The organism is Mycolicibacterium chubuense (assembly GCF_001044255.1).
Classification (GTDB): Bacteria; Actinomycetota; Actinomycetes; order Mycobacteriales; family Mycobacteriaceae; genus Mycobacterium; species Mycobacterium chubuense.
Genome location: NZ_JYNX01000060.1, coordinates 365,159 through 389,937, shown reverse-complemented (window position 1 = coordinate 389,937; position 24,779 = coordinate 365,159). Strand labels below are relative to the sequence as shown.

Genomic DNA, 24,779 nt, shown 5'->3' with positions numbered 1-24,779 from the left:
CCTCGGCGGTGGTGGCCACGCTGGTGGGGTTCGCGTTCGCGTGGCGTGACTCGTGGGAGTACTGGACCACCGGCAGCCACCACCGCTCGGCACCGCCGGCGCGTCGCACGTTCTCGTCCGGTCAGCGGGCGCTGCTGTGGGCCGCCGGTGTGCTGGGCGCGCTTGCGATCGTCATCGCGATCCTGATCGTGCTCAACGCCCAGGACCGCAAGGACCGCGCGCCCGCGCCGCCGACGGTCACCGAGACGCCGTCGCAGAGCGGCACCTCCGAGACGCCGGCCGCCGCGCCCGCGGCCATCGTCGATCATGAAAACGCCCGTTTGTGGGTAATACGACCCCCTGTCCACGCGCCGCCGCCCGCGGTGCGCCCCAGCCAGAACTGATGTTGCGATGACGACCCCACAGCACCTGTCCGACCGGTACGAGGTCGGCGAGATCCTGGGCTTCGGTGGCATGTCCGAGGTCCACCTGGCACGCGACCTTCGCCTGCACCGCGACGTCGCGATCAAGGTGCTGCGTGCCGACCTGGCCCGGGACCCGAGCTTCTACCTGCGGTTCCGTCGCGAAGCGCAGAACGCCGCGGCGCTCAACCATCCGGCGATCGTCGCGGTGTACGACACCGGCGAGGCGGAGACCCCGACGGGTCCCCTGCCGTACATCGTGATGGAGTACGTCGACGGCGTCACGCTGCGCGACATCGTGCACACCGAGGGCCCGATGCCGGCCAAGCGGGCCATCGAGGTCATCGCCGACGCGTGCCAGGCCCTGAACTTCAGCCATCAGCACGGCATCATCCACCGCGACGTCAAGCCCGCGAACATCATGATCAGCAAGAGCGGCGCGGTGAAGGTGATGGACTTCGGCATCGCCCGCGCCATCGCCGACGCCGGCAACCCGGTCACCCAGACGGCCGCGGTGATCGGCACGGCGCAGTACCTCTCCCCCGAACAGGCCCGCGGCGTCAAGGTCGACGCCCGTTCCGACGTGTACTCGCTCGGCTGCGTGCTCTACGAGATCCTCACCGGCGAGCCGCCGTTCGTCGGCGACTCCCCCGTCGCGGTGGCCTACCAGCACGTCCGGGAGGACCCGGTGCCGCCGTCCGCGCGGCACGCCGACATCTCCCCCGACCTCGACGCCGTCGTGCTCAAGGCGCTCGCCAAGAACCCCGACAACCGGTACCAGACGGCCGCCGAGATGCGCGCGGACCTGGTCAAGGTGCACAGCGGGGAACGGCCGGACGCCCCCAAGATCTTCACCGACGCCGAGCGGACGTCGCTGCTGTCGTCGAGTCCCGCGCACCTGCGCACCGACCCGGTGGATCATCAGCCCCGCTACATCGCCAAGGAGCGCAGCGGATCGGTGGGCCGCTGGCTGATCGCGGTCGCGGTGCTGGCCGTGCTGACCGTGGTGGTCACCATCGCGATCAACATGTTCGGCGGCGAGACCCGCGATGTCCAGGTGCCCGATGTGCGCGGTCAGGTCTCCGAGGACGCCATCGCCGCCCTGCAGAACCTCGGCTTCAAGACCACGGTGGCGAAGAACACCGATTCGGAAGTGCCGCCCGATCACGTCATCAGCACCGATCCGGCCGCCAACTCCTCCGTCAGCGCCGGCGACGAGATCACCGTCAACGTGTCGACGGGGCCCGAACAGCGGGAAGTGCCCGACGTGTCCGGCCTGAGCTACGGCGACGCCGTCAAGAAACTCACCGACACGGGCTTCAGCCGCTTTCGGCAGACCACGTCGGCGTCCCTGCCCGAGCAGCGCGACCGCGTGCTGTCGACGGTGCCGCCGGCCAACCAGACCTCGGCGATCACCAACGAGATCACCATCGTCATCGGCAAGGGTCCGTCGACGGCCGTCGTACCCGACTGCGTGGGGCAGACCATCGAGGTGTGCCAGCAGATCATGTCCGCGTCCGGGTTCACCAAGACCGTTCCGGTCGAGGTCGACAGCACCACCGCGGCCGGTCAGATCATGGGCAGCGATCCGGCGGCGGGCCAGACCGTGCCGCAGGACACCGTGATCCAGATCCAGGTCTCGCGCGGCAACCAGTTCGTGATGCCGGACCTGACCGGCCAGTTCTGGACCGACGCCGAACCGCGGCTGCGCGCGCTGGGCTGGACGGGCGTGCTGGACAAGGGCGCCGACGTGCAGAACAGCGGTCAGCGGACCAACGCCGTCGTCACCCAGAGCCCTGCCCCGGGTACCGCGGTGACCTACGGCTCGCGAATCACGCTGAACTTCGCGTCGTAGCGGTCGCCACCGCGGTCGCGACCTCGTCCTCCAGGCGGGCGACCAACGCCTCGGCGGGGGCCGCGCCGCACTCGGCGAGCCAGTTGGCCAGCATCCGGTGCCCGCCCTGGGTGAGGATCGACTCCGGGTGGAACTGCACACCGTGGATCGGCAGCTCGATGTGCCGCACGCCCATGATCACGCCGCCTTCGGTGCGGGCGATGACCTCCAGCTCATCGGGCACGGTGTCCGGCAGGATCGTCAGCGAGTGGTAGCGCGTCGCGACGAACGGATCGGGCAGCCCTTTGAGCACTCCCCTGTCGGTGTGGAAGACGGTGCTGGTCTTGCCGTGCAGCAGTTCCGGGGCGCGGTCGACCGTGCCGCCGAACGCGACGCCGATGGCCTGATGCCCCAGGCAGACGCCGAGCAGCGGCGTCGCCGCTGCCGCGCACGCGTTGACCAGGGGGATCGATGCGCCGGCCCGCTCCGGGGTGCCCGGGCCGGGGCTGAGCAGCACCCCGTCGAATTCTTCTGCGACAGAAGCGATGTCGGCATCGGTGGCCAGGCGGTCGTCGTCGTTGCGCCACACCTGCGCGTCCACCCCGAGCTGACCCAGATACTGCACGAGGTTGAACACGAAGCTGTCGTAGTTGTCGACGACCAGAACCTGCATGTGCCCAGGCTACCGCCGGGCCTTCAGTAGCCGAGCGGACCGATCGGCTCGGCGAACCTCATCCGCACCGGCGCGGTGTACCCGACGAGTTCGACGTCGCGGGTCTCCTCGGTGTGGCCGAGGCCGAACCGCACCGCGTACTGCTTGTACAGCGTCACCAGCGGGGCGGCGGCCAGGGCGCGCTGCATCGCCGCGGCGTCCCCGATCGCGGTGATCACGTAGGGCGGGCTGTAGGTCCGGCCGTTGAGCAGCAGCGTGTTGCCCACGCAGCGGGGCGCCGATGTGGCGATCAGACGCTGGTCCTGCATCTGGATGCCTTCGGCGCCGGCGCTCCACAGCGCGTTGAGCACCGCGGTGATGTCCTGCTGGTGCACGACGAGGTCGTCGGGCGACGCGTCACGCGGGAACCGGCCCTGAGCATCGCGTTGCGCGTCGTTGAGGGTGACCACCAGGCCGGGGCCGCGCAGCGGCGTCAGCGCGGCCTCGGGGGCCAGCGCGTCGGCACGGCGGGTGATCGCGGCCAGCGCCGCGGCCGCGGTGGGGGAGCCGCCGTGGTGATTCTCGATCTGCGGCGCCAGTACGTCCCGCTCGGCGGTCAGCCGGTCGACCGACCGCTGCGTCTCGCGCACCAGATCGACCAGCCGGGGGGCGTCGCTGCGCCGGATCTCGTCGCCACCGGACACCCCGTGCGTGGCGCCGAGCAGCAGGCCCGCCGCCGCACACACCACCGGCACCCCGAACCGCCACACCGACCGCCGGCGCACGGTTGCGTCACGGGCTTTCATCGGTTCGGTCTCCTCACGCGTCGGCGCTGCTCGTAGCTGCGTTAGGCTTTGACCTACACATCATCGATTCACCCATCGTCGCACCGATCGTCCGAAGGTACCCATGCCCAAGTCCAAGGTCCGCAAGAAGAACGACTTCACCATCAATCCGGTGAGCCGGACTCCGGTCAAGGTCAAGGCCGGTCCGTCGAGCGTCTGGTTCGTCGTCCTGTTCGTCGGCCTGATGCTCATCGGGCTCGTCTGGCTGATCGTCTTCCAGCTCGCGGGCAGCGGCCCGGACGTGCCCAGCTTCCTGCAGTGGATGAGCGACCTGAACGTGTGGAACTACGGCATCGCGTTTGCCTTCATGATCACGGGGCTGTTGCTCACGATGCGCTGGCGCTGACCGTCAGCGGAGCCGGATGTGACGAACATCTCGACCCCCGGCGTTCCCCTGCTCGCAACCCTGCGGACACCGGATCACATCGATGTGATTCATCCCCATTGGGGATAGCACCTGTGGATAACCCCGTTCGGCGCGGTAGGAGTGTGTGAGTTGACCGCTCAGCAAACATCTTGGGGTCCGCCGACGGCAGGCATCGCCGGCGCCGCAGCAGTGGGCATTCTGCTCGGAATCGCCGTTGTGACGCTGGTCACAGACGTGCCGGGGCGCATCCTCATCGGCATTGCGGCGGTGGGGTTGCTGGCGTTTGCGGTCGTGTCGTGGCGCGCCCGGCCGAAACTGGCAATCGACGGCGACGTCCTGGTGTACCGCGGGTGGTTCACCACGAGGCGGTTGGCACGCCCGGACATCAGCCTGATCCGCATCACGGAGTTCCGCCGGATCGGTCGCACCATGCGTCTGCTGGAGATCGACACCACCGACGACCGCCTGCTGGTGCTCAGCCGGTGGGACCTGGGCAGCGACCCGTTACGCGTGCTGGACGCGCTGACCGACGCCGGCTTCGCGCGCGGCGCAGGGGCGTGATTTTCGGTGTCGTTGGTCGCGCCTGGCGTGACCGACGACGCCGAAATCGCTAGGAGATGGTGACCGACTCGATGACGACCGGATCGGTCGGGCGGTCGCTGCGATCAGTCGCCGTGGTGGCGATCGCGTCGACCACCTTCTGCGACTCGGGGTCGACGACCTCGCCGAAGATCGTGTGGCGACGGTTCAGGTGCGGCGTCTTGCCGACCGTGATGAAGAATTGCGAGCCGTTGGTGCCCGGCCCCGCGTTGGCCATCGCCAGCAGGTAGGGCTTGTCGAACTGCAACTCAGGGTGGAACTCGTCGGCGAACTGGTAGCCCGGGCCGCCGCGACCGGTACCGGTCGGATCGCCGCCCTGGATCATGAAGCCGTCGATGACACGGTGGAAGACCGCGCCGTCGTAGAAGGGGCCGGACGAGCCGCCCGAGGCGTTCTCGGTGCTGTAGTCCTTGGTGCCCTGGGCCAGGCCGACGAAGTTGGCCACCGTCTTGGGCGCGTGGTTACCGAACAGAGCGATCTTGATGTCGCCGCGGTTGGTGTGCAGGGTCGCGGTCGCGGTCTGAAGAGGACTCGTCACGGGAAGTCAGTGTGCCACGCCGCCTCCGACCCCCAACCGGGCACCGTGGGGTTGGTGGAAGTGGCAGGCTGAAGGTCCTAGTCACATGCTGCCGAGAAAGGTGGGCCATGAGCTCCAAGACCCGAGTCCGATTGACCCCGAGCCAGCGGCTGAGCCGCGGCCTGAAGTATTCGACGGTCGGGCCGGTGGACGTCACCAGGGGAGCGGTCGGTCTGGGCGTGGACTCGGTGCGGTCGTCGGCGTCCTGGGTCGGTGAGCGCTACCGCACCAGTCAGGTCGCCCGCCAGCTCAAGGCCGAACTCGCCTCGGCGCAGGAGGCCATCGCGAACCTGCCCGAGACGTTGGACAAGGCGCGCACTCGGCGGAGCCGGCGCCGTCCGCGGCTGCTGGTCGCCGGCATCGCGGTGGTGGTGCTGGCCGGGGGAGCGGCAGCCTTCACGATCGTTCGTCGTTCGACGCAGCCGGAGCCCTCGCCGCTGCCGCCGAGCGTCGAGGTCGCGCCGAAACCGTAGCGGGGGTCCGATCATGGCCGTCTCGGTGTTCGACCTGTTCTCGATCGGTATCGGGCCGTCGAGTTCACACACCGTGGGGCCCATGCGCGCGGCGCACCGCTTCGCCGAACGGCTGCGTGGGTCGCTCGACGAGGTCGCCCGGGTACGCGTACAACTCTTCGGTTCGCTGGGCGCGACCGGTGCGGGACACGGCACCCCGGGTGCGGTGATGCTCGGACTCGAGGGGGCGCAGCCGGAGTCGATCGATCCGGCCGCGGCGCGAGAGCGGGTCGCCGCGATCGAGCGGGAGGGTCGCCTCCTGTTGGCGGGGGAGAGGCCGGTCGAGTTCGACATCGTGATGATGCTGCAGGCCATGGCTTTTCACAGCAACGGCATGGTCTTCCACGCCGAGCGCGCCGACGGCACCGAGGTGGACCGGCACGTGTACTACTCCGTCGGCGGCGGGTTCGTCGTCGACGAGGACGAGGCGACGACGCCGGCCGCCGGCGACGTCGCCGTGCCGTACCCGTTCCGCACCGCGGCCGAGCTCGTCGCGCTGGCCGAGGAAAACCGTTGCCGGATCGCCGATCTCGTCGTCGCCAACGAGGAGGCCCTGGGCAACGGACCTCGCCTGCGGGAGGGTCTGCTGCACATCTGGGCGACCATGCGCGAGTGCGTGGCCAACGGCCTCACCGCCGAGGGCACGCTGCCGGGCGTGCTTCACGTGCGCCGACGGGCCGCGGCGCTGGCCCGGGCGCTCGAGGCCGATCCGACCGATCCGCTGTTCGCGATGGACTGGGTGACGGTGTACGCGCTGGCCGTCAACGAGGAGAACGCCGCCGGCGGCCGGGTGGTGACGGCGCCGACGAACGGTGCGGCCGGGATCATTCCGGCTGTGCTGCACTACTACTGGCGATTCGTCCCCAATGCCGACGACGACGGCGTCGTCGAGTTCCTGCTGACGGCCGCTGCGATCGGACAGCTGTTCAAGGCGAACGCGTCGATCTCGGGGGCCGAGGTCGGCTGCCAGGGCGAGGTCGGGTCGGCGTGCTCGATGGCGGCGGCCGGGCTGGCCGCGGTGCAGGGCGGGTCACCGGCGCAGGTGGAGAACGCCGCCGAGATCGGCATCGAGCACAACCTGGGGCTGACGTGCGATCCGGTCGGGGGACTGGTGCAGATCCCGTGCATCGAGCGCAACGCGGTCGCGTCGGTGAAGGCGATCACCGCCGCGCGGATGGCGTTGTTCGGCGACGGCACGCATCACGTCAGCCTCGACACCGCGATCAAGACGATGCGCGACACCGGGGCCGACATGGCCGACAAGTACAAGGAGACCTCGCGTGGGGGACTGGCGCTGAACGTCGTCGAGTGCTGAGCGGCGTCGGTCAGGCAATGCCCAACTGCCGGTAGATGTCGGGCAGGACGGCCCTGGTCTCGGGAAAGATCGTGAAGATCGCCCAGTCGTGCAGTTCGCCCTCGCGAAGGACGAACGTGAAGTCAGCACCGGGCGTCGCCGCGGCCTTCTCCCGAAGCAGCAGAAGGTCCGGAGCGACCACATCGCGGCTGCCGACGTACACCGCGGTCGGCGGCAGGCCCTCGAGTGACCCGAACAGCGGGCTCAGCAGCGGGTCGGTGAGGTCCAGACCGTCGGCCCACTGGGCGACGTTAGTCCGGAGGTCCGCGAGGACTTCCGGGGTGAACAGCGGGTCGTCGACGAGTGCGATCGCCGGATTGCTCAGCGTGCTGTCCACACCGGGTGCGCTCAGCACCATGCGCGACGGTATCGCATCGCCGCGACGGACCAGCTCCTGCACGGCGACCAACACGATGTTGCCTCCGGACGAGTCACCGAAGACGCTGACGTTGGGTGCGCCCCGTTGATCGATCTGCGTGGTGATCAGGTCGGCGACCGCCGGTACCACCTCACGCGCCGTCCCCTCCGGCACCAACGGGTAGAGCGGCACGACCACCGTGGCGCCGGTCTTGCGCGCCATCGCGCTGTAGAACAGCCAGTTGAACACCGTCGGCTGAAGACTCAGCGCACCCCCGTGCACGGCCACGACGGCTTTCTCGGAGGTCGACCGGACGGACTGCAGGGTCCACACCGGCATCCCCTCGAACTCGGTGCGCTCCACCGTCAGGCCGCGCATCGTTCGCCGGGGCGGATGGTCGCTCTGCAGCAACCCCGTCAGGGGGAATGTCAGATCCGCATGCACCAGAGTTCCGATCTTGCCCACCGCACCGAAGACCGCGCTCAAGGTCTTGGACAGGAGGGACGGCCTCCCGGTGAAGACCGGGGGCTCCACGGCAGGCGCCGTGATGGTGTCGGCAGGTACAGGATCGGTCGACCCGCCGGTCGCGACGACGCGTTCGGCGACTGGGGGTCGCACCCCGTTGCGTCTCAGTGCGTTTGCTGATTCCTCCGTATCCCGTCGCGAGAGCGCCAGCAGGGTGAAGGCGGTCGGGCCGTCCGCGGGGACGTCGGGTGATTTGGTGTTCGACGGGTCGGCGTCCGCGACCGGAGACTGCGCCCGAGGCAGCCGGCGCAGCGAAAGACTCACGGGTGCCGTTTCGTTCGAGGTGGTCTGCGTGTCTGCCGCGCGGAACGGACGCCACCGTGGTCGGACGTCGGTGTCGCCGTCCGAGCGGTTCGCACGTCGACGCGCGCCCGGTGAATCGGCCGGGTCGCGCTGGTCACGGGCGGAGGTGCGGGGGACGGCGGACGGGCCGCGGTCCGGCCGCGAGGCTGTGTCCGACACCGATGACGTGCCGGTCTCTGCGGGCGAGGCTGATGCTGTCCACGGCCCGGCGATCACCCCCGCGCCGATGCCGAGCCCGACCGCGAGCGCTCCCGCCAGGCTGATGTGTCGGCTGCACTCGACTGCCGTGCGCGTCGCTGAGCTCATCACGGTCCTCCATCCTCGGCAGGCAGCGACATCGCCCCCGACGTGCGAGCGCTACATGATGAACCGCAGTGTCCACCCGTATTCGGCCGCCGCCCTCAGTAGTCGGCTACTGCACTTCGTACGGACCGGTGGGCGGGGGTCCGAACTTCGGTGGGCCGTATCGGTGGCCCTGCACCCAGTCGTACCCCAGTGACAGCAACATCTCTTCCTGCTGGTGCGTCTCGACACCCTCGGCGATCATGCGTAATCCGAGATCCGACACCAGCTGGATCGCCCAGCGCGCGACGACGTCGTGGCCGCGTCGTGGCCGCTGGACGAATGTGCGGTCCAACTTGACCATGTCGACCGGCAGATTCTGCAGATGGGCGAGCGAGGAGTAGCCGATCCCGAAGTCGTCGATGGCCACAGTGACACCGAGCGATCGAATCGCGTTGAGCAGCAGCTGAAGTCGGCCCGCTTCGTGGACAATCGCCGTCTCCGTCAGCTCGATGGTCAATCGGTCGGGCGGGACGTGGTACTGCGCGATCAGATCAGCGAGGAAGGTCACGTACTCCGCGTCCACCGTCATCGCGCTGACGTTGACCGCCAAGTGGAAATGCCGGGTCCTGTCGCGCAACAGCTCGAGGCACTGCGCCACGGCACGCTCGGTGATCCGTCGATCGACCTGGCGGATCTGACCTGTCTCCTCGGCGAGAGGGACGAATTCGTCGGGCAGGAGGACATCGCCGGCCGGTTGGCGCCATCGAGCGAGCGCCTCCGCGCCGATGATCTCGCCGGTTCGCAACGAGACGATGGGCTGGAATGCCGGAACGAGTTCGTCGCCGGCGAGCGCCCGATAGAGCTGCTGCTCGAGCATCGAACGACGCACCGCCCGCTGGGAGAAGTCGTCCTGGTAGAACGTGATACGAGACCCGCCGGCACGTTTGGCCGAGTACATCGCCAGGTCTCCGCGCCGCAGGAGTTCACCGGCGTCGGCGACGCCTTCGGCATCGCTGTCGGTGACCGCACCGATGCTGACACTCACCACGATGGTGACGTCTTCCACGAGCACCGGATCCCGGAACGCCGCCAGGATCCCCTCGGCGACCCGCGAAACCTCACCGGACGTGGTGTCGCGGAGCAGCACAACGAATTCGTCGCCCCCGAGGCGGAACACGCTGCCGGACCGTCCGACCAGATAGAACGTCACCCGCTCCAGCCGGTCGGCGGTGGCCTGCAGCACCAGGTCTCCCCGGTGATGTCCGTACGCATCGTTGATCTGCTTGAAGCGATCCAGGTCGAGGAACAGCAGCGCGAAACGCCGTACTGCGGGCGGGGATCGGATCTCGCTGTCGAGGGCCAGTGACAGCGCGCGGCGGTTGCCCAGGCCCGTGAGCGGATCGACGGTCGCCTGGGTCGCGAGCTGCCGATAGGCCCACTCGTTGAGTCCTGAATGCACGGCCTGGTAGAGGGTGTCAGCCGCGATCCGGTCGTGCTCGGACCACATGCGGCTGCGGTCGGTGACGTTCTCGACGAACTCGCTGAACGACCCGCGTGGGTGCAGGCGCCCGTGTTCGTCCTTGCGAACCAATGCATTCACTTCTCCGCCCCAGCGGACGGTGTCGAGGAACGGACGGCGGAACCAGGTGAGATACCCCTCCGGGGTGCCCGGCAATCGGGACACGATGGCGCCTGCACACGTGTCAGCGGTGGCGAGCTGCGGCATGTCGACGGCGAGGCAGTCGGTTGCCTGCACGAGGTCCTTTGCTGTCGAGCCGGATTCGCGAAACAGATCGTCGATCGCCTCCTGCCGGGGCACCTCGCCGAGGCGGACCACCTCTCGACCCAACCGGGCGGCGAACCCGTCCGCCTGCACCGCTTTCATCATGTCGTCGCCGACCGCGCGGAAGCAGTGGATGGCGTCATCTCCGGCCGTGAGATTCCGGCGGAGTTCTTCCGCGAGCGATGCCACCTGAGCGCGCCGGGCGCCAAAGCTCTTCTCGTCCATGGTCGCTGCGACGAATGAGGCGATGCGGCTGACGGTGGTGAGAGCCTGACGATCCCCCAGGCTGAGTGCGCGGGGCTCGGTGTGGTGCATGACGAACATCCCGGTCAGCCGTTCGCGCTGGACAACCGACACCGCGGCGGTGGCAGCCACACCCATGTTGCGCATGTACTCCAGGTGCACCGGCGAGACGGCGCGACGGTGAGCGAAGGTGAGATCGAGAGCGCGTGCCGGGCCGCCCTCGGGAGCCGAGCCCAGGAGATGGACCGTCGGTCCGTCGACGTCCTCGATGACCCGCACCAGTTGCTCCACGTACAACCGCCGGGCCTGCGGGGGGATGTCCGATGCGGGATAGTGCAACCCGAGGTATGGCTCCAGGTCGGGCTGGTTGATGTACTCGGCGGTCACCTCGCCGTGGTAGTCGGGATGGAACGTGTAGGCCATGGTGCGCGCATAGCCGAACATCTGTCCCAGCGCCGTGACCGTCTGCTCGGAGAACACCTGCCAACTCGGCGCCTGCAGCAGCGTGCTGATCATCGCGGTCGGATCCTCAGCGATCGGTGCGATGTCACGCTCGACCTCGACGATGTAGTGATCAGCCGTCCCGTGGGCGGTGATCACCACGGGATCGCTTGTCAGCCAAGGCATGTGGGATCGCCAACCATCGATCACCTCGAATCGGGTGACGCCGGTGGGCAGCTCGAGCGCGCGGGCGACATGCTCGACAGTCGTCCCGAGCACCGCTGGGGCGCCCAGCTTCGCGCAGATCGGCGCCTGAAGGTTCGACGACACGTGGGAGACGCGGCGCCGCGCGAGGTCGACCGCGAGGAGCCATCCGTGTGCCTGGATCGCGTCGGGCTTGTCGATGGGTTCGGTCTCGCAGCCTTCGTGACCGACCACCTTCCACATCGCCTCCGGGGTGCCGCTCGTCATCGATGGCTTCCCGCCGAAAGATGTTCGACGAGCGCCGTCCGGTGGAGCTCGAAGCCGGCACGCGCGGCCGCGATTGCGGTGTCTGCGTCTTTCGCGTCCACGCGATCCACGGCGTCGAGCACCGCGCGCCAGCGGGCGTGGAGTTGATCGCCATAGGGTCGGAGCAGCGACTGTTCGCGGTCGGTCTGCCACCACGACGCGGTCCGGGCGACGCGCAGCAGATGCAAGCCGCCCAGAGCCGAACCGACGTAGACGTAGATCAGACCCACCATGGCTGCGCGTCCTGGCGTCGTCAGCGGCAGTCGGCCGATGTCGTAGACACGTGGTGAGTTCGGGCGGGACCCGCCCAGAGTGTCGAGGAAGGATGACTCGGCATCGATCGCTGCTCGCTTGGACACCTCGGCGGGCGACAGCCCCTCGACCCACAGTGCGCGCGGGATTCCGGGCAACACTGCCTCGACGGCCTCGGCGGCCTCGATCAGCCCGCCGAGAACCGCCGCGTAGTACCCGCGTTCGACCAGGCGGGGGAGATCGACGAGACGGTCCACCGAGGCGTGGTCCTCGGCGGTGGCGCGACGGAGGGCCGGCGTGAAGCCGCTTCGGTGTTTCGTCGACATGCCCACCGACATCTCACCCTCGTCACCGTTCAGTTGCAGTGTGGGCATGATTGTCCACCGCCGTGGCGTTCGGTGCGGGCAGTTCGCGACGATGGCGAGACGGGGTCCGCAGACCGGCAGCGCGCGGACAGTTGCTGTGGTGCTTGTGGAGCCTAGGAGATTCGAACTCCTGACATCTGCCTTGCAAAGGCAGCGCTCTACCAACTGAGCTAAGGCCCCTCGTCAGGAAGGCGCATCGGCGAGTGTGTGCCACACCTCGGGGCTGTGCTGGGTCCGCCAGACCACGAACCCGGCGGCCGCGGCGATGCCCGCCGCGAGCAGCAGCACCACCTTCATCGATGTGTACCTTTCCGTGGGGCTAGGAGGACTCGAACCTCCGACCTCTTCGTTATCAGCGAAGCGCTCTAACCGCCTGAGCTATAGCCCCGTGCAACCGCATGGCCGAGCAGCGAGATTACCGCACGGACAACCCGACTCCCAAACCAGCTCAGTCGCGGTCGGCCAGAGTGACCTCGACACCGCCCACGAGGTCGGTGGTGAGGTTGTAGATGAACGCCCCGATCGTCGCCGCCGCGGTCAGCAGAACGATGTTGACCAGGCCGATCAGGGCGGCGCCACCGAAGATCGTGCCGCTGGACACCAGCTCGCCGCCCGAGCTGCCGCTGGCGCTGGTCAGCAGGTCGCCGACGTTGCTGTTGAGCTTGCTCCACACGCCCATGCCGCCGAGCACCAGGTACAGGAACGCGACCGCGATCATCCACACGAAGAACAGCGCCACCGACAGCACCAGTGACACCTTCAACGCGCTCCACGGATCCACCCGGCGGATCTGCATGCTGGCACGGACCGGCCCGGTGTGCTGCCGCGGACCGACCTGCACGGCCCGGCCGCCGGCGGCCTTCTGCGCGGGACGGGCGGGCGGCTCGGACGTCTGACGCTCCGCCGGCTTACGCTGCTGCGTCGTCCGGGGCGGACCCGACAGGTCGGGCAGCTCGCTCTTGTACGCCGCCCCGCCGGTGTTCTCGGTGCGGGTCGGGGGCTCGGGGCGGTGTGCCTCGGTCCGCGTCGGCGGTTCCGGACGGTTGCCCTCGGGACGGGTGCCCTCCGGACGGGTGCCCTCCGGACGAAGCACCTCGGTGCGGTCGCCGCGCGGTGTCGACTCGGTGTCCTGGCCGCCGGAGATGAAGCGGTTCAGCCGGGCGTCGAGCCCGCCCTGCGCGTCCGGGGCCTGCTGCTGGCGGGCCCGGGCCGCGGGACCCCGCTGCCACGGCGGCACGTCAGCGTGCTCGGCGCCGTGAGCGGGCCCCTGGGGCGGTACCCCGCTGGGCACCGGCGCCGGCGCAGCCGGTGACCCGTTGCCGGTGGCACCGGACGCCTCACCCGCGCGCGGGTGTCCCGGCTCGTTCGGTGAGCTCACAGACCGCTCCTCACTGCTCCGTCGTCGGCTCTTCACCGATGTCGGTGTCGACCTCGTCGGTACCGTCGCCCTCTTCGGCGTTGCGTGCGATCGCGATCAGGGTGTCGCCCTCACCGAGGTTCATCAACCGGACGCCCTTGGTCTGGCGGCCGGCCTTGCGAACCTGTCGCGCGGCGGTCCGGATGACGCCCCCACCTGAGGTGATGGCATACAACTCGGTGTCGTCGTCGACGATCAACGCACCGACAAGAGTGCCACGACGCTTGTCGAACATGATGGTCAGCACCCCCTTGCCGCCGCGGCCCTGCACCGGGTACTCGTCGATGGCCGTGCGCTTGGCATAACCACCCGACGTCGCCACCAGCAGATACGTATCGGGCCGGACCACATTCAGGGACAGCAGCGCGTCGTCGCCGTTGAACCGCATGCCCTGCACACCGGAGGTGGCGCGACCCATCGGGCGGAGCGCCTCATCGGTGGCCGAGAACCGGATCGACTGGCCGTTGGCCGACACCAACAGCAGATCGTCCTCGCTCGAGCACAGCACCGCGCCGACGAGCTCATCGCCGTCGCGCAGGTTCACCGCGACGATGCCGCCCGACCGGTTGGAGTCGAAGTCGACCAGACGCGACTTCTTCACCAGGCCGTTACGGGTGGCGAGCACCAGGTACGGCGCGTCCTCGTAGCCCTTGATCTGGATGACCTGGGCGATGCGTTCCTCGGGCTGGAAGGCCAGCAGGTTCGCGACGTGCTGACCGCGCGCGGTGCGCGACGCCTCCGGCAGGTCGTAGGCCTTCGCGCGGTACACCCGGCCCTGCGTGGTGAAGAACAGGATCCAGTCGTGGGTCGAGCAGACGAAGAAGTGGTTGACGATGTCGTCCTGCTTGAGCCCGGCGCCCTGCACTCCCTTGCCGCCGCGCTTCTGGCTGCGGTACAGGTCGGTCTTGGTGCGCTTGGCGTAGCCGGTCTCGGTGATCGTGACGACGACGTCCTCGCGGGCGATCAGGTCCTCGTCGGCCACCTCGCCGTCCGCGGCGATGATGCGGGTGCGCCGATCGTCGCCGTACTTGTCGACGATCTCCTTGAGCTCGTCGCGCACGATGGCGCGTTGGCGCTCCGGCTTGGCCAGGATGTCCTCGAGGTCGGCGATCTCGGCCTCGATCTTGGCGAGGTCGTCGATGATGCGCTGACGTTCCAGGGCGGCCAGGCGCCGCAGCTGCATGTCGAGGATCGCCTGGGCCTGGATCTCGTCGACGTCGAGCAGCTCGATCAGGCCCTGACGCGCGACGTCGACGTTGGCCGAGGCCCGGATGAGCGCGATCACCTCGTCGAGCGCGTCGAGCGCCTTGACCAGACCGCGCAGGATGTGGGCCCGCTCGTTGGCCTTGCGCAACCGGTACCGGGTGCGCCGGACGATGACGTCGAGCTGGTGGTTGACGTAGTGGCGGATCAGCTGGTCGAGGCGTAGCGTGCGCGGAACGCCGTCGACGATCGACAGCATGTTGGCGCCGAAGCTGGTCTGCAGCTGGGTGTGCTTGTACAGGTTGTTGAGCACGACCTTGGCCACCGCGTCACGCTTGACCTCGATGACGATGCGCAGACCGACCCGGTCACTGGACTGGTCCTCGATGTTGGAGATGCCGCCGAGCTTGCCGTCGCGCACCTGCTCGGCGATCGAGGTGATGAAGTTGTCGTGGTTGACCTGGTAGGGCAACTCGGTGATCACCAGCGAGGTTCGCCCGCGGGAGTCCTCTTCGATCTCCACCACGCCACGCATCCGGATGGAACCGCGCCCGGTGGTGTAGGTGTCCGAAATCCCCTGTGAGCCAACGATCAAGCCGTACGTCGGGAAGTCGGGGCCCTTGACCCGCTCGCACACCGCGGTAAGCGTGGCCTCCTCGTCGGCCTCGTGGTTGTCGAGGCACCAGTAGACCGCCTCGGCGAGCTCGCGCAAATTGTGCGGAGGCATGTTGGTGGCCATGCCGACCGCGATACCGCCCGAACCGTTGGCAAGCAGGTTCGGGAACCGGCTCGGCAGAACCGTCGGCTCCTGCACGCGGCCGTCGTAGTTCGGAATGAAATCGACTGTCTCCTCGTCGATTTCACGCAGCATCTCCATCGCCAGCGGAGTCAGCCGCGCCTCGGTGTACCTCATGGCGGCCGGCGGATCGTTCCCCGGCGAGCCGAAGTTGCCCTGCCCGTCGACCAACGGGTAGCGCAGCGACCACGGCTGCGCCATCCGGACGAGGGTGTCGTAGATCGACGAATCACCGTGCGGGTGATAGTTACCCATCGTCTCTGCGACCGAGCGGGCGGACTTCGCGTGCCCGCGGTCGGGCCGGAATCCGGAGTCGAACATCGCGTAGAGCACCCGGCGGTGCACCGGCTTGAGGCCGTCCCGAACCTCGGGCAGCGCGCGGCCCACGATCACGCTCATCGCGTAGTCGATGTAGCTGCGCTGCATCTCCTGCTGGATGTCGACCGGTTCGATGCGGTCGCCGGTCTCGTCGCCCGGCGGCAGCGTGGTGTCAGTCATGAGTTTCCTATGCCTCGTCTAGCGTCTTAAACGTCAAGGAAGCGAACGTCTTTGGCGTTGCGGGTGATAAAGCTGCGGCGTGCTTCGACGTCTTCACCCATCAGGATCGAGAACAGTTCGTCGGCTGCCGCGGCGTCGTCGAGCGTCACCTGACGCAACACGCGCACCGACGGATCCATCGTGGTCTCCCACAGCTCCTTGGCGTCCATCTCGCCCAGACCCTTGTAGCGCTGGATGCCGTCTTCGACGTTGATCCGCTTGCCGGCGGCGCGGCCCGCCTCGAGCAGCCCGTCGCGCTCGCGGTCGGAATACGCGAACTCCGGCTCGCTGCGCTGCCACTTGAGCTTGTACAGCGGCGGCTGCGCCAGGAAGATGTGGCCGTTCTCCACAAGCGGTTTCATGAAGCGGAACAGCAGCGTCAGCAGCAACGTCGAGATGTGCTGGCCGTCCACGTCGGCGTCGGCCATCAGCACGATCTTGTGGTAGCGCAGCTTCGAGAGGTCGAACTCGTCGTGGATGCCGGTGCCCAGAGCGGTGATGATCGCCTGGACTTCGGTGTTCTTCAGCACGCGATCGATGCGGGCCTTCTCGACGTTGATGATCTTGCCACGCAGCGGCAGGATCGCCTGGAACATCGAGTCCCGGCCACTCTTGGCCGAACCGCCGGCCGAATCGCCCTCCACCACATACAGTTCGGACTTGCTCGGATCGGTCGAGCGGCAGTCGGCCAGCTTGCCGGGCAGCCCGCCGATGTCGGTGGCGCTCTTGCGCCGCACCAGCTCGCGCGCCTTACGCGCCGCCATCCGGGCCTGCGCCGACGAGACCGCCTTGTTCACAACAGTTTTCGCCTCGGCCGGGTTCGCCTCGAACCAGTGGGTGAGCTGCTCGTTGCAGATCTTCTGCACGAAGGACTTGACCTCGGTGTTGCCCAGCTTGGTCTTGGTCTGGCCCTCGAACTGCGGCTGGGAGACCTTCACCGAGATGACCGCGGCCAGACCCTCGCGGATGTCGTCACCGGTGAGGTTCGGATCCTTGTCCTTGAGCAGCTTCTTGTCCTTGGCGTACTTGTTCACCACCGAGGTGAGCGCCGCACGGAAGCCCTCTTCGTGCGTGCCGCCCTCGTGGGTGTTGATCGTGTTCGCGAACGTGTGCACCGACTCGGAGTAGCCCGCGTTCCACTGCATCGCGATCTCGACCTCGTGACCGGGGCCCTTACCGTCGAAGTCGATGACGCTGGGCTGGATCGCGGTCTTGGTTCGGTTGATGTGCTTGACGAAATCGACCAGACCGCCGGGGTAGTGGAACACCCGGTGCTTGACCTTCTGCGGCGCGGACTGTTCAGCCGCCTTCTCCTCGGCGGACTTCGGCGCCTCGGCGTGGTCGCTGACGACGTCGTCCACGACCTCCTCCGGGGCGACCCGCTCGTCGGTGAGCTCGATGGTCAGGCCCTTGTTCAGGAAGGCCATCTCCTGCAGCCGGCGCGCGATCGTCTCGAAGTCGTAGTTGGTGGTCTCGAAGATGTCCGGGTCGGCCCAGAACCGGATCGTGGTGCCGGTGCCCTTGGTCTTCTCGCCCTTCCTGAGCGTCCCGGGCACCGAGCGGTCGTACGTCTGGAACCACTCGTAACCGTCCTTGCGGACATCGGCCTCGAGCCGCGTCGACAACGCGTTCACCACGGACACGCCCACGCCGTGCAGACCCCCGGACACCTGGTAGGCGCCCTCTTCGAACTTGCCGCCGGCGTGCAGCACGGTCATCACCACATCGATGGTGGGGATGCCGGTGGAGTGCATCGCGACAGGGATGCCGCGGCCGTCGTCGGTGACCTGTACTCCGCCGTCCTCGAGGATCCGCACATCCACCTTGGTGGCGAAGCCGGCCATCGCCTCGTCGACGGCGTTGTCGACCACCTCCCAGATCAGATGGTGCAGGCCACGCTCGCCGGTGGACCCGATGTACATGCCCGGGCGCTTGCGGACCGCTTCCAGACCTTCGAGGACCTTGATCGAGTCGGCGCCGTACTCACTCGGGGCATTGTTCTTCTGGGCAGCCACGTTGGACGCGTCTCCTTGGGTCTTGGGCAGGCGAAAGCCTGCACGGGGGATCCGACGACCCCCTCGCGGATCACCGTCACAGTCTACCGAAACATGCCGTCAGGACCGATTCAGGAACCGCGTTTTGACATACCTAATCGCGCCGTGCGCCGATTTTTGCGGCAGAAGATAGGTCTTGACGCTTCGGAAACTCGGTGATCGCGTTCTGGCGGCTCTCAGACAACGGTCCGCCGGCTCATCCGTAGGTGTCGCGGGGACCCCGGCCCGGCACCCGGTAGGGACCCTTGCGCCAGGAGGGGCCGGCGGGTCCGACGATCTTCAGCGAGGTCACGACGCCGTCGCCGACCGCCGCGGCGATCTTGGCCAGCAGCTGAGCCTGCACCATCCGCAGTTGTGTCGCCCACGCCGTCGATTCCGCCGACACCGTGAGCACACCGTCATGGAGCGACGCAGGTGCGGCGTGGTCGGCGATCTGGTCGCCGACGACCTCGCGCCAGCGCCCGAACACCGCCCCCTCGGCCACCCGGCCGGACCAGCCCCGGCTGCGGGCGACCTCACTACTGGCGGCCCCGAACGGTTGGGGATCCCTGCTGTCGGGGCCCGGCCCGGACCAGCGGCGCCGGTTGGCGGCCGGACCCGTGCGGCGCGGCGCCGGGGACGTCCGGCCGCGGCCCACGTTCTTTCCCTGCTCGCGAGCGGCTCCCCGGGCTTCCTCCAGTGCCCGGCGCACCAGATCCATCCCCTTCAGGCCGGCCAGATGCGCCGGCGGCTCGATCGGTTCGTCGCCGTCGCTCATCGCAGCACCTCGGAGATACGGCCCGCATCGTCGTCGCGCATGGTGATCTCGACGCGTCGCGCATCCCAATCGGCGGGGATGTCATCGTGCACGGCCGCGGTCACCAGCACCTGCTCGGCGGTGGCGGCCACCTGGGCGAGCGCTTCGCGGCGCGCGGTGTCGAGTTCGGCGAACACGTCGTCGAGCAGCAGCACCGGATCGCTCCCCTCTTTGCGCAACAGTTCGTAGGCGGCCAGCCGCAACGCCAACGCCATCGACCACGATTCACCATGACTGGCAAAGCCTTTGGTCGGCTGGTCACCCAGCCGTAGATCCAGATCATCGCGGTGGGGTCCGACAAGACACACGCCCCGCTCGAGTTCGGCGTCGCGGCGCCGGCTCAACGCGTCCAGCAGCGCCGCCTCCAGCACCTCCACATCGGCGTTGCCGGCGGCCGCCTCGGCCTCCACCACCTCGACACCGCTGCGGTACCGGATCGCCGCCGGGCGCGATGACGGCGCCAACAGCTGGTACGCCTTCTCCACTTCGGGGGCGAGCTCGTTGACGAGCTCGATTCGCGCCGAAATGAGTTGGGCCCCATGGGAAGCCAGATGGCCGTCCCACACGTCGAGGGTGTCCAGCGCACCGCGGTCCCCGCGGAAACGGGCGCCCGAGGCGGTCTTGAGGAGTGCGGTCCGCTGCCGCACCACCTTGTCGTAATCGGACCGGACACCGGCGATCCGCGGCCGCCGCGTGGTGGCCAGTTCGTCGAGGTAGCGCCGGCGATCACCTGGATCACCACGGACCAGGGCGAGATCCTCCGGCGCGAACAGCACGGCGCGCAGGACACCGAGGATCTCGCGCGCCGAGCGCACAGGGGAGCGGTTCAGCCGCGCCTTGTTCGCACGGCCCGAGGTGATGTCGAGATCGACCGCGAGCTCACGACCCTCGCTCACGACGATCGTCGAGATGATCGCGCGGTCGGCGCCGGCGCGGATCAGCGGCGCGTCGGCCGCGACCCGGTGCGACCCGAGGGTCGACGAATACCACAGCGCCTCGATGAGATTCGTCTTGCCGAAGCCGTTCGGTCCGACGAAGACGGTGCGGCCGGGCTCCAGGTCGAGTTCGACCCGCGGCCAGGATCGAAAGTCAGTCAGCGCAAGGCGACGTACGTGCACGGGTCCGCCCCGGTCACCCGGATTCGCTCACTCGTTTGACGGCGTGGCCACCGAACTGATTGCGCAACGCGGCCACGGCCTTCATGGTGGGGGAGTCGTCCTGGCGCGACAGGAACCGCGCGAACAACGATGCCGCGATGCTCGGGACCGGAACCCGCAGCCGGATCGCCTCCTCGACGGTCCACCGGCCTTCACCGGAATCCTCGGTGTAGCCGCTGATGTCGTTGAGGCCCGGGTCCTCTTTGAGGGCCTTCGCCAGCAGCTGCTGCAGCCAGGACCGCACGACGGTTCCGTTGGTCCACGCCTGGTAGACAGCCTGCGGATCGCGCACCAGATCCTCGGCCGCCAACATCTCGTAGCCTTCGGCGTAGGCCGTCATCAGCGCGTACTCGACGCCGTTGTGCACCATCTTGGCGAAATGACCCGCGCCGACCGGGCCGACGTGGACGAAGCCGTCCTCCACCGGACCCGGGGGCCGCAGCGCCTCGAAGATCGGCGTGGCGCGCGCGACGTCGGCGTCGTCGCCGCCCACCATCAGCCCGTACCCTTCGGTCAACCCCCAGATGCCGCCGGACACGCCGGCATCGATGAACGCAATTCCCTTCTCCGCCAACATCTTCGCGTGGGGACCGTCCTCGGTGTAGCGGGAGTTGCCCCCGTCGATCACCAGATCACCCTCACCGAGCACCCCGGCGAGTTCGGTGATGGTCTGATCGGTGATCGTGCCGGACGGGACCATCACCCACACCACCCGCGGTGCCGGCAGCGCGGCGGCCAGGTCGGCGAGCGAGGCGACATCGGAGACCTCCGGTCGCGGGTCGTACCCCACGACCTCGTGCCCACCCTCGCGCAGGCGGGCCCGCATGTTGAACCCCATTTTGCCCAGGCCGATGAGACCCAGCTGCATGTCAGCGCCCCTCCTGTAGTCGATGCGGCCGGTCAGCCGGGAAGGCGCACCGGCATCAGCAGATACACATAATCGGTCTGCGCGGCCGGGAACGGCCCGGAGCCACCGGCAGCCGCGTCGTCCTGACCGGCCGGACGCAGCACCGCGGGCCGGCTCGGTGTGGTGAATCCGAACGTCACCCGCTCGGCGTGCAACGAACCCAGACCGTCGGTCAGATAGGTCGGGTTGAACGCGATGGTCAGCGGATCCCCGGAGAACTCCACCGGCAGATCCTCCTCGGCCCGGCCGACGTCGTCGGCGCCGGCCGACAACCGCAGCACGTCGTCGGCGAACTCCATCCGCACCTGCGCGCCACGGTCGGCGACGAGTGCCACACGCTTGATCGCCTCGGTCAATTCGGCGACCCCGATGGTGGCCACAGCGGTGTGCTCGGTGGGCAGCAGCTGGCGGAACTTCGGGAACTCCGCGTCCAGCAGCCGGGTGGTGCTGCGCTTGCCCTTGCTGCGGATCCCGAGCAGGCCTTCCTTGCCGACCGACGGACCCGATCCGAGGGACAGGTGCACCTCGTTACCGTCGGTTCCCGCCTTCGCGGCCTCGGCCAGCGTCTTGGCCGGCACCAGGACCGCAGCTTCGACACCGGGAGTGGACGTCGACCATGTCAGCTCGCGCACCGCCAGCCGGAACCGGTCGGTCGCGGCCAAAACCACCTTCTCGCCGGAGATCTCGACGCGGATGCCGGTCAGCATCGGCAGCGTGTCGTCCCGGCCGGCGGCCACGGCGACCTGGCCGATGGCCTCGGCGAACAGGTCCGCCGACACCACACCGGTCTCGTCGGGCAGCGTCGGCAGCGTCGGGTAGTCCTCGACGGCCATCGTCGGCAGCGAGAAACGGGCGCTGCCGCAGGTCAGGGCGACGCGGGTGCCTTCGACGCTGACGTCGACCGGCTTGGCCGGAAGCGCGCGCACGATGTCGGACAGCAGCCGACCGGACACCAAAACACTTCCCGGAGAAGCGATTTCGGCGGCGATCTGCACCTCGGCCGACACTTCGTAGTCGAAGCCGGAGATCGTGAGCCCCTCGTCGGAGCCGGTCAGCAGCACACCGGCGAGCACGGGCACCGTCGGACGCGACGGGAGATTACGCGCGACCCAGGCCACCGCGTCGGCGAACTCCTCGCGGCTCAACCGGAACTTCAAGTCCGTGAGACCTGCCGTTGTCGTCGCCACGTTCATAGCGTCCCTTCGATGTGCACCCCGATGAAGCGATGAGCAGCGGTTTCCTGGACTGACACACCGCGCCGCTGTGACACGCTGCGACGACCGGAAGGGCTGTCGATGAACCACCGTAGAGCTTTCGGCCCCAACTTGAAAGCTAAACGATCGGCCCGACATCTGGGCGACAAGCGGCCCCGACGGGGCCGTGACGTTCGGCTTTCCCCAGGCGGCTTCTTCGAGAAGAAATTGATAGAAAGAAATGAGCAGTAGTACTAGGTGCTGTGCATTCTGGGGACAGCTCGGCGTCCGCGCAGGCCAGCACCCGTGAGCAGGTGTGGACACACTGTGCATGGCGGCGGCCCGGTCGGTGAGACGTTGGGGATGAACCACGAACTGTGGACGAACTGTCCGCAACGACACGGAGTTGACCGCAGCTTGTCCACAGATCGTCCACAGCTCTGCGCTGTGACGGGTGAGGCGAAAGCGATGCAAGTTTTTCGGTTTCTCGGCACAGAAAAACACCCCCCACCGCTGTGCGGTGAAGGGTGGGTAGCCGGCGAGGAGGGTCAGCGCTTGGCGCGCTGCCGGATCCGGGTGGTGAGTTCCTTGACGTGATCGAACACCTCACGGCGCTCGGCCATCTCACCGCGAATCTTCTTCTCCGCGTACATGACCGTCGTGTGGTCGCGGCCGAAGGCCTGGCCGATCTTGGGGAGTGACAGGTCGGTCAGCTCGCGGCAGAGGTACATCGCGATCTGCCGGGACTGAGCGAGCGCCCGGGTCTTACCGGGGCCGCGCAACTCGTCGACGCTGGTCTCGAAGTACTCGGCGGTGGCGGCCATGATCGCCGCGGTGCTGATCTGCATGGTCGACGAATCGGAGATCAGATCGCGCAGCACGATCTCGGCCAGCGACTTGTCGATCGACGTCTTGTTCAGCGACGCGAACGCCGTCACGCGGATCAGCGCACCTTCGAGCTCACGGATGTTGCGCTCGATGCGGCTGGCGATCAACTCGAGGACGTCGTCGGGCACATCGAGGCGGTCCATCTGCGCCTTCTTACGCAGGATCGCGATGCGGGTCTCCAACTCCGGAGGCTGGACGTCGGTGATCAGACCCCACTCGAACCGCGTCCGCAGCCGGTCCTCCAGCGTGGCGAGCTGTTTGGGCGGGCGGTCCGAGGAGATGACGATCTGCTTGTTCGCGTTGTGCAACGTGTTGAACGTGTGGAAGAACTCTTCCTGGATACCGTCTTTGCCCTCGATGAACTGGATGTCGTCGACGAGCAGCACGTCGATGTCGCGGTAGGTGCGTTTGAACGACGCCCGCCGATCGTCGCGCAACGAGTTGATGAAGTCGTTGGTGAATTCCTCGGTGGACACGTACTTGACGCGCATCCCCGGGAAGAGCCGCTGTGCGTAGTTGCCGGCCGCATGCAGCAGGTGGGTCTTGCCCAGCCCGGACTCGCCCCAGATGAACAGCGGGTTGTAGGCGCGGGCCGGTGCTTCGGCGATGGCCAGCGACGCGGCGTGGGCGAATCGGTTGGACGCGCCGATCACGAACGTGTCGAACGTGTAGCGGCGGTTGAGGTTGATCGCGGTCGGATCGTCGCTGGTGGTGTTCTGCGCACGGTTGGCGAAGAACGACGGCCAGTTCTCCTCGGCGCTCGCGCGGGCGGCGAGGTCGTCATCGACGAGGTCGTCGTCGTCGGCGAGGTGGGGGACGGGCGCCGGGGTGAATCCGTTGTGTGCGTCGGTGCCGTCGGCCGGTTCGGGGTCGGCGATACGGACGCCCAGTTCGACGCGCTGACCGAGTTGACGGCTCAGTGCCGCGACGATCGGTTCACGCAGATGGCGTTCGATCTCGTTCTGCACGAAAGGGGTGGGTACCGACAGCAGCGCGAATCCCTCGGTGATGACGAGGGGCTGCACCATCTTCAGCCAGGCACGCTGCTGCGGGGTGAGGGAACCGTTGGCGGAACCGCCGTCTCCGTTGAGCTCGGTGACGACGTTGTTCCAGATGGAGACGAAGGGTGGGTCGGGGTCAGCTGTCAAGGACTCGAACCCCCTAGCAGCCGGCACACGGTCGGCCAAAAAACGAGGACGAACTGTCCACAAAGTTATCCACAGGTTGTGGAAAGTGAAAGTTCGTCGTCGTTAGGTTGTCTACCGGCGAGGACGCCGTGGGTCGGAGCTCGGCACCAGGTGGGTACACGTAGTGGGCTCGCGGCCGAGTGGGTCGTCCTCGCTTCGTTGTCGTGCGCCGCCCCGCGGTGGATGCGGCATTGCCAGAAGCTAACAGTTTTCTCTCCGAGTGCCAACAGTTCTGCAACATTGCGAGGAACCGTAATGCGGTCTGGCTCAATCGTTCCAGAAGAACGTGACGGCTGTGATTCGTGTGATGCCGCTGACGTGCGCGGGAGTTCTGTGAGCTCGGGCCGGCTGGCGGTATCGGGGCGGGTGAGCGCAGGTTTGACCCGGCGAATTCTCGTCAGTACCCTCGAACAGTCGCCCGCACGTGGCGATACGGC

Annotated in this window: 19 protein-coding genes, 2 tRNA genes and 1 pseudogene; 6 read left to right on the top strand and 16 right to left on the bottom strand. The window is 67.9% G+C overall.

The annotated features are described in order from the left end of the window. A pseudogene (locus MCHUDSM44219_RS22655) lies at positions 1–383 on the top strand (hypothetical protein); the annotation flags it as partial. 7 nt (positions 384–390) lie between these two features. Next, positions 391–2,256, top strand: a complete 1,866-nt coding sequence (gene pknB / locus MCHUDSM44219_RS22650) for a Stk1 family PASTA domain-containing Ser/Thr kinase (RefSeq protein ID WP_048420440.1) — start codon at positions 391–393, stop codon at positions 2,254–2,256. Here the strand turns inward: pknB and MCHUDSM44219_RS22645 are convergent. Together MCHUDSM44219_RS22645 and MCHUDSM44219_RS22640 are read right to left on the bottom strand one after the other, a co-directional pair. After that, positions 2,234–2,908, bottom strand: coding sequence for an aminodeoxychorismate/anthranilate synthase component II (locus MCHUDSM44219_RS22645; RefSeq protein ID WP_048420439.1), 675 nt, complete (start codon positions 2,906–2,908; stop codon positions 2,234–2,236). The two genes, pknB and MCHUDSM44219_RS22645, sit on opposite strands and share 23 nt — an antisense overlap. 23 nt (positions 2,909–2,931) lie before the next feature. Beyond that, positions 2,932–3,693, bottom strand: a complete 762-nt coding sequence (locus tag MCHUDSM44219_RS22640; protein ID WP_048420438.1) for a DUF881 domain-containing protein — start codon at positions 3,691–3,693, stop codon at positions 2,932–2,934. 103 nt (positions 3,694–3,796) lie between these two features. On the opposite strand from MCHUDSM44219_RS22640, the gene crgA reads away from it, so the two are divergent. Together crgA and MCHUDSM44219_RS22630 are read left to right on the top strand one after the other, a co-directional pair. Then, positions 3,797–4,078: a cell division protein CrgA gene (crgA, locus tag MCHUDSM44219_RS22635; protein WP_048420437.1), complete on the top strand. Its 282-nt coding sequence runs from the start codon at positions 3,797–3,799 to the stop codon at positions 4,076–4,078. A gap of 150 nt (positions 4,079–4,228) precedes the next feature. Further along, positions 4,229–4,660 (top strand): PH domain-containing protein, encoded by a 432-nt coding sequence (locus MCHUDSM44219_RS22630; protein WP_048420519.1) that lies wholly within the window; start codon positions 4,229–4,231, stop codon positions 4,658–4,660. A 49-nt stretch (positions 4,661–4,709) separates the two neighbouring features. Here MCHUDSM44219_RS22630 and MCHUDSM44219_RS22625 read toward each other — a convergent pair whose 3' ends face one another. After that, complete coding sequence (locus MCHUDSM44219_RS22625; protein WP_048420436.1) at positions 4,710–5,237, bottom strand: peptidylprolyl isomerase; 528 nt, start codon at positions 5,235–5,237, stop codon at positions 4,710–4,712. Positions 5,238–5,344: 107 nt separating this feature from the next. Between MCHUDSM44219_RS22625 and cwsA the strand changes: the two genes are divergently transcribed. Together cwsA and MCHUDSM44219_RS22615 are read left to right on the top strand one after the other, a co-directional pair. Then, a complete protein-coding gene (gene cwsA / locus MCHUDSM44219_RS22620) occupies positions 5,345–5,749 on the top strand; it encodes a cell wall synthesis protein CwsA (protein ID WP_048420435.1) in 405 nt (134 codons plus the stop codon). A gap of 13 nt (positions 5,750–5,762) precedes the next feature. Next, positions 5,763–7,103 carry an L-serine ammonia-lyase gene (locus tag MCHUDSM44219_RS22615; RefSeq protein ID WP_048420434.1) on the top strand — a complete coding sequence of 447 codons (1,341 nt, stop codon included), beginning with the start codon at positions 5,763–5,765 and terminating at the stop codon, positions 7,101–7,103. Between the two features lie 10 nt (positions 7,104–7,113). Here the strand turns inward: MCHUDSM44219_RS22615 and MCHUDSM44219_RS28565 are convergent, their stop codons facing one another. From MCHUDSM44219_RS28565 to dnaA, 13 genes are all read right to left on the bottom strand, one after another. After that, positions 7,114–8,634 (bottom strand): alpha/beta hydrolase fold domain-containing protein, encoded by a 1,521-nt coding sequence (locus MCHUDSM44219_RS28565; protein ID WP_053081356.1) that lies wholly within the window; start codon positions 8,632–8,634, stop codon positions 7,114–7,116. Positions 8,635–8,740: 106 nt separating this feature from the next. Then, positions 8,741–11,551, bottom strand: coding sequence for an EAL domain-containing protein (locus MCHUDSM44219_RS28560; RefSeq protein ID WP_053081353.1), 2,811 nt, complete (start codon positions 11,549–11,551; stop codon positions 8,741–8,743). Then, entirely contained in the window at positions 11,548–12,216 is a 669-nt protein-coding gene (locus MCHUDSM44219_RS22600; protein WP_048420433.1) for a heme oxygenase-like domain-containing protein, read from the bottom strand. Before MCHUDSM44219_RS22600 ends, MCHUDSM44219_RS28560 begins: the two co-directional genes overlap by 4 nt. Positions 12,217–12,314: 98 nt before the next feature. Next, positions 12,315–12,387, bottom strand: a tRNA-Ala gene (locus MCHUDSM44219_RS22595). A gap of 134 nt (positions 12,388–12,521) precedes the next feature. Continuing rightward, positions 12,522–12,595 (bottom strand) — tRNA-Ile (locus MCHUDSM44219_RS22590). A gap of 60 nt (positions 12,596–12,655) precedes the next feature. Continuing rightward, positions 12,656–13,585, bottom strand: a complete 930-nt coding sequence (locus MCHUDSM44219_RS22585; protein WP_048420432.1) for a DUF3566 domain-containing protein — start codon at positions 13,583–13,585, stop codon at positions 12,656–12,658. Between the two features lie 10 nt (positions 13,586–13,595). Continuing rightward, positions 13,596–16,121, bottom strand: a complete 2,526-nt coding sequence (gyrA, locus tag MCHUDSM44219_RS22580) for a DNA gyrase subunit A (RefSeq protein WP_048420431.1) — start codon at positions 16,119–16,121, stop codon at positions 13,596–13,598. Positions 16,122–16,147: 26 nt separating this feature from the next. Next, a complete protein-coding gene (gyrB, locus tag MCHUDSM44219_RS22575) occupies positions 16,148–18,175 on the bottom strand; it encodes a DNA topoisomerase (ATP-hydrolyzing) subunit B (RefSeq protein WP_048420430.1) in 2,028 nt (675 codons plus the stop codon). Positions 18,176–18,410: 235 nt separating this feature from the next. Further along, a complete protein-coding gene (locus MCHUDSM44219_RS22570; protein WP_048420429.1) occupies positions 18,411–18,971 on the bottom strand; it encodes a DUF721 family protein in 561 nt (186 codons plus the stop codon). Continuing rightward, positions 18,968–20,128 carry a DNA replication/repair protein RecF gene (recF, locus tag MCHUDSM44219_RS22565; RefSeq protein ID WP_048420428.1) on the bottom strand — a complete coding sequence of 387 codons (1,161 nt, stop codon included), beginning with the start codon at positions 20,126–20,128 and terminating at the stop codon, positions 18,968–18,970. Before recF ends, MCHUDSM44219_RS22570 begins: the two co-directional genes overlap by 4 nt. Before the next feature lie 13 nt (positions 20,129–20,141). Further along, complete coding sequence (gene gnd, locus MCHUDSM44219_RS22560) at positions 20,142–21,035, bottom strand: phosphogluconate dehydrogenase (NAD(+)-dependent, decarboxylating) (protein ID WP_048420427.1); 894 nt, start codon at positions 21,033–21,035, stop codon at positions 20,142–20,144. A gap of 32 nt (positions 21,036–21,067) precedes the next feature. Next, entirely contained in the window at positions 21,068–22,261 is a 1,194-nt protein-coding gene (dnaN, locus tag MCHUDSM44219_RS22555; protein ID WP_172506307.1) for a DNA polymerase III subunit beta, read from the bottom strand. Positions 22,262–22,815: 554 nt separating this feature from the next. Beyond that, a complete protein-coding gene (gene dnaA / locus MCHUDSM44219_RS22550; protein ID WP_048420425.1) occupies positions 22,816–24,303 on the bottom strand; it encodes a chromosomal replication initiator protein DnaA in 1,488 nt (495 codons plus the stop codon). Positions 24,304–24,779: the final 476 nt, after the last annotated feature.

Coding starts and splice junctions, on each gene's coding strand:
- pknB (WP_048420440.1), top strand. CDS start 391: ATGACGACCCCACAGCACCTGTCCGACCGGTACGAGGTCGGCGAGATC.
- MCHUDSM44219_RS22645 (WP_048420439.1), bottom strand. CDS start 2,908: ATGCAGGTTCTGGTCGTCGACAACTACGACAGCTTCGTGTTCAACCTC.
- MCHUDSM44219_RS22640 (WP_048420438.1), bottom strand. CDS start 3,693: ATGAAAGCCCGTGACGCAACCGTGCGCCGGCGGTCGGTGTGGCGGTTC.
- crgA (WP_048420437.1), top strand. CDS start 3,797: ATGCCCAAGTCCAAGGTCCGCAAGAAGAACGACTTCACCATCAATCCG.
- cwsA (WP_048420435.1), top strand. CDS start 5,345: ATGAGCTCCAAGACCCGAGTCCGATTGACCCCGAGCCAGCGGCTGAGC.
- MCHUDSM44219_RS22615 (WP_048420434.1), top strand. CDS start 5,763: ATGGCCGTCTCGGTGTTCGACCTGTTCTCGATCGGTATCGGGCCGTCG.
- MCHUDSM44219_RS28565 (WP_053081356.1), bottom strand. CDS start 8,634: ATGAGCTCAGCGACGCGCACGGCAGTCGAGTGCAGCCGACACATCAGC.
- MCHUDSM44219_RS28560 (WP_053081353.1), bottom strand. CDS start 11,551: ATGACGAGCGGCACCCCGGAGGCGATGTGGAAGGTGGTCGGTCACGAA.
- MCHUDSM44219_RS22600 (WP_048420433.1), bottom strand. CDS start 12,216: ATGCCCACACTGCAACTGAACGGTGACGAGGGTGAGATGTCGGTGGGC.
- gyrA (WP_048420431.1), bottom strand. CDS start 16,121: ATGACTGACACCACGCTGCCGCCGGGCGACGAGACCGGCGACCGCATC.
- MCHUDSM44219_RS22570 (WP_048420429.1), bottom strand. CDS start 18,971: ATGAGCGACGGCGACGAACCGATCGAGCCGCCGGCGCATCTGGCCGGC.
- gnd (WP_048420427.1), bottom strand. CDS start 21,035: ATGCAGCTGGGTCTCATCGGCCTGGGCAAAATGGGGTTCAACATGCGG.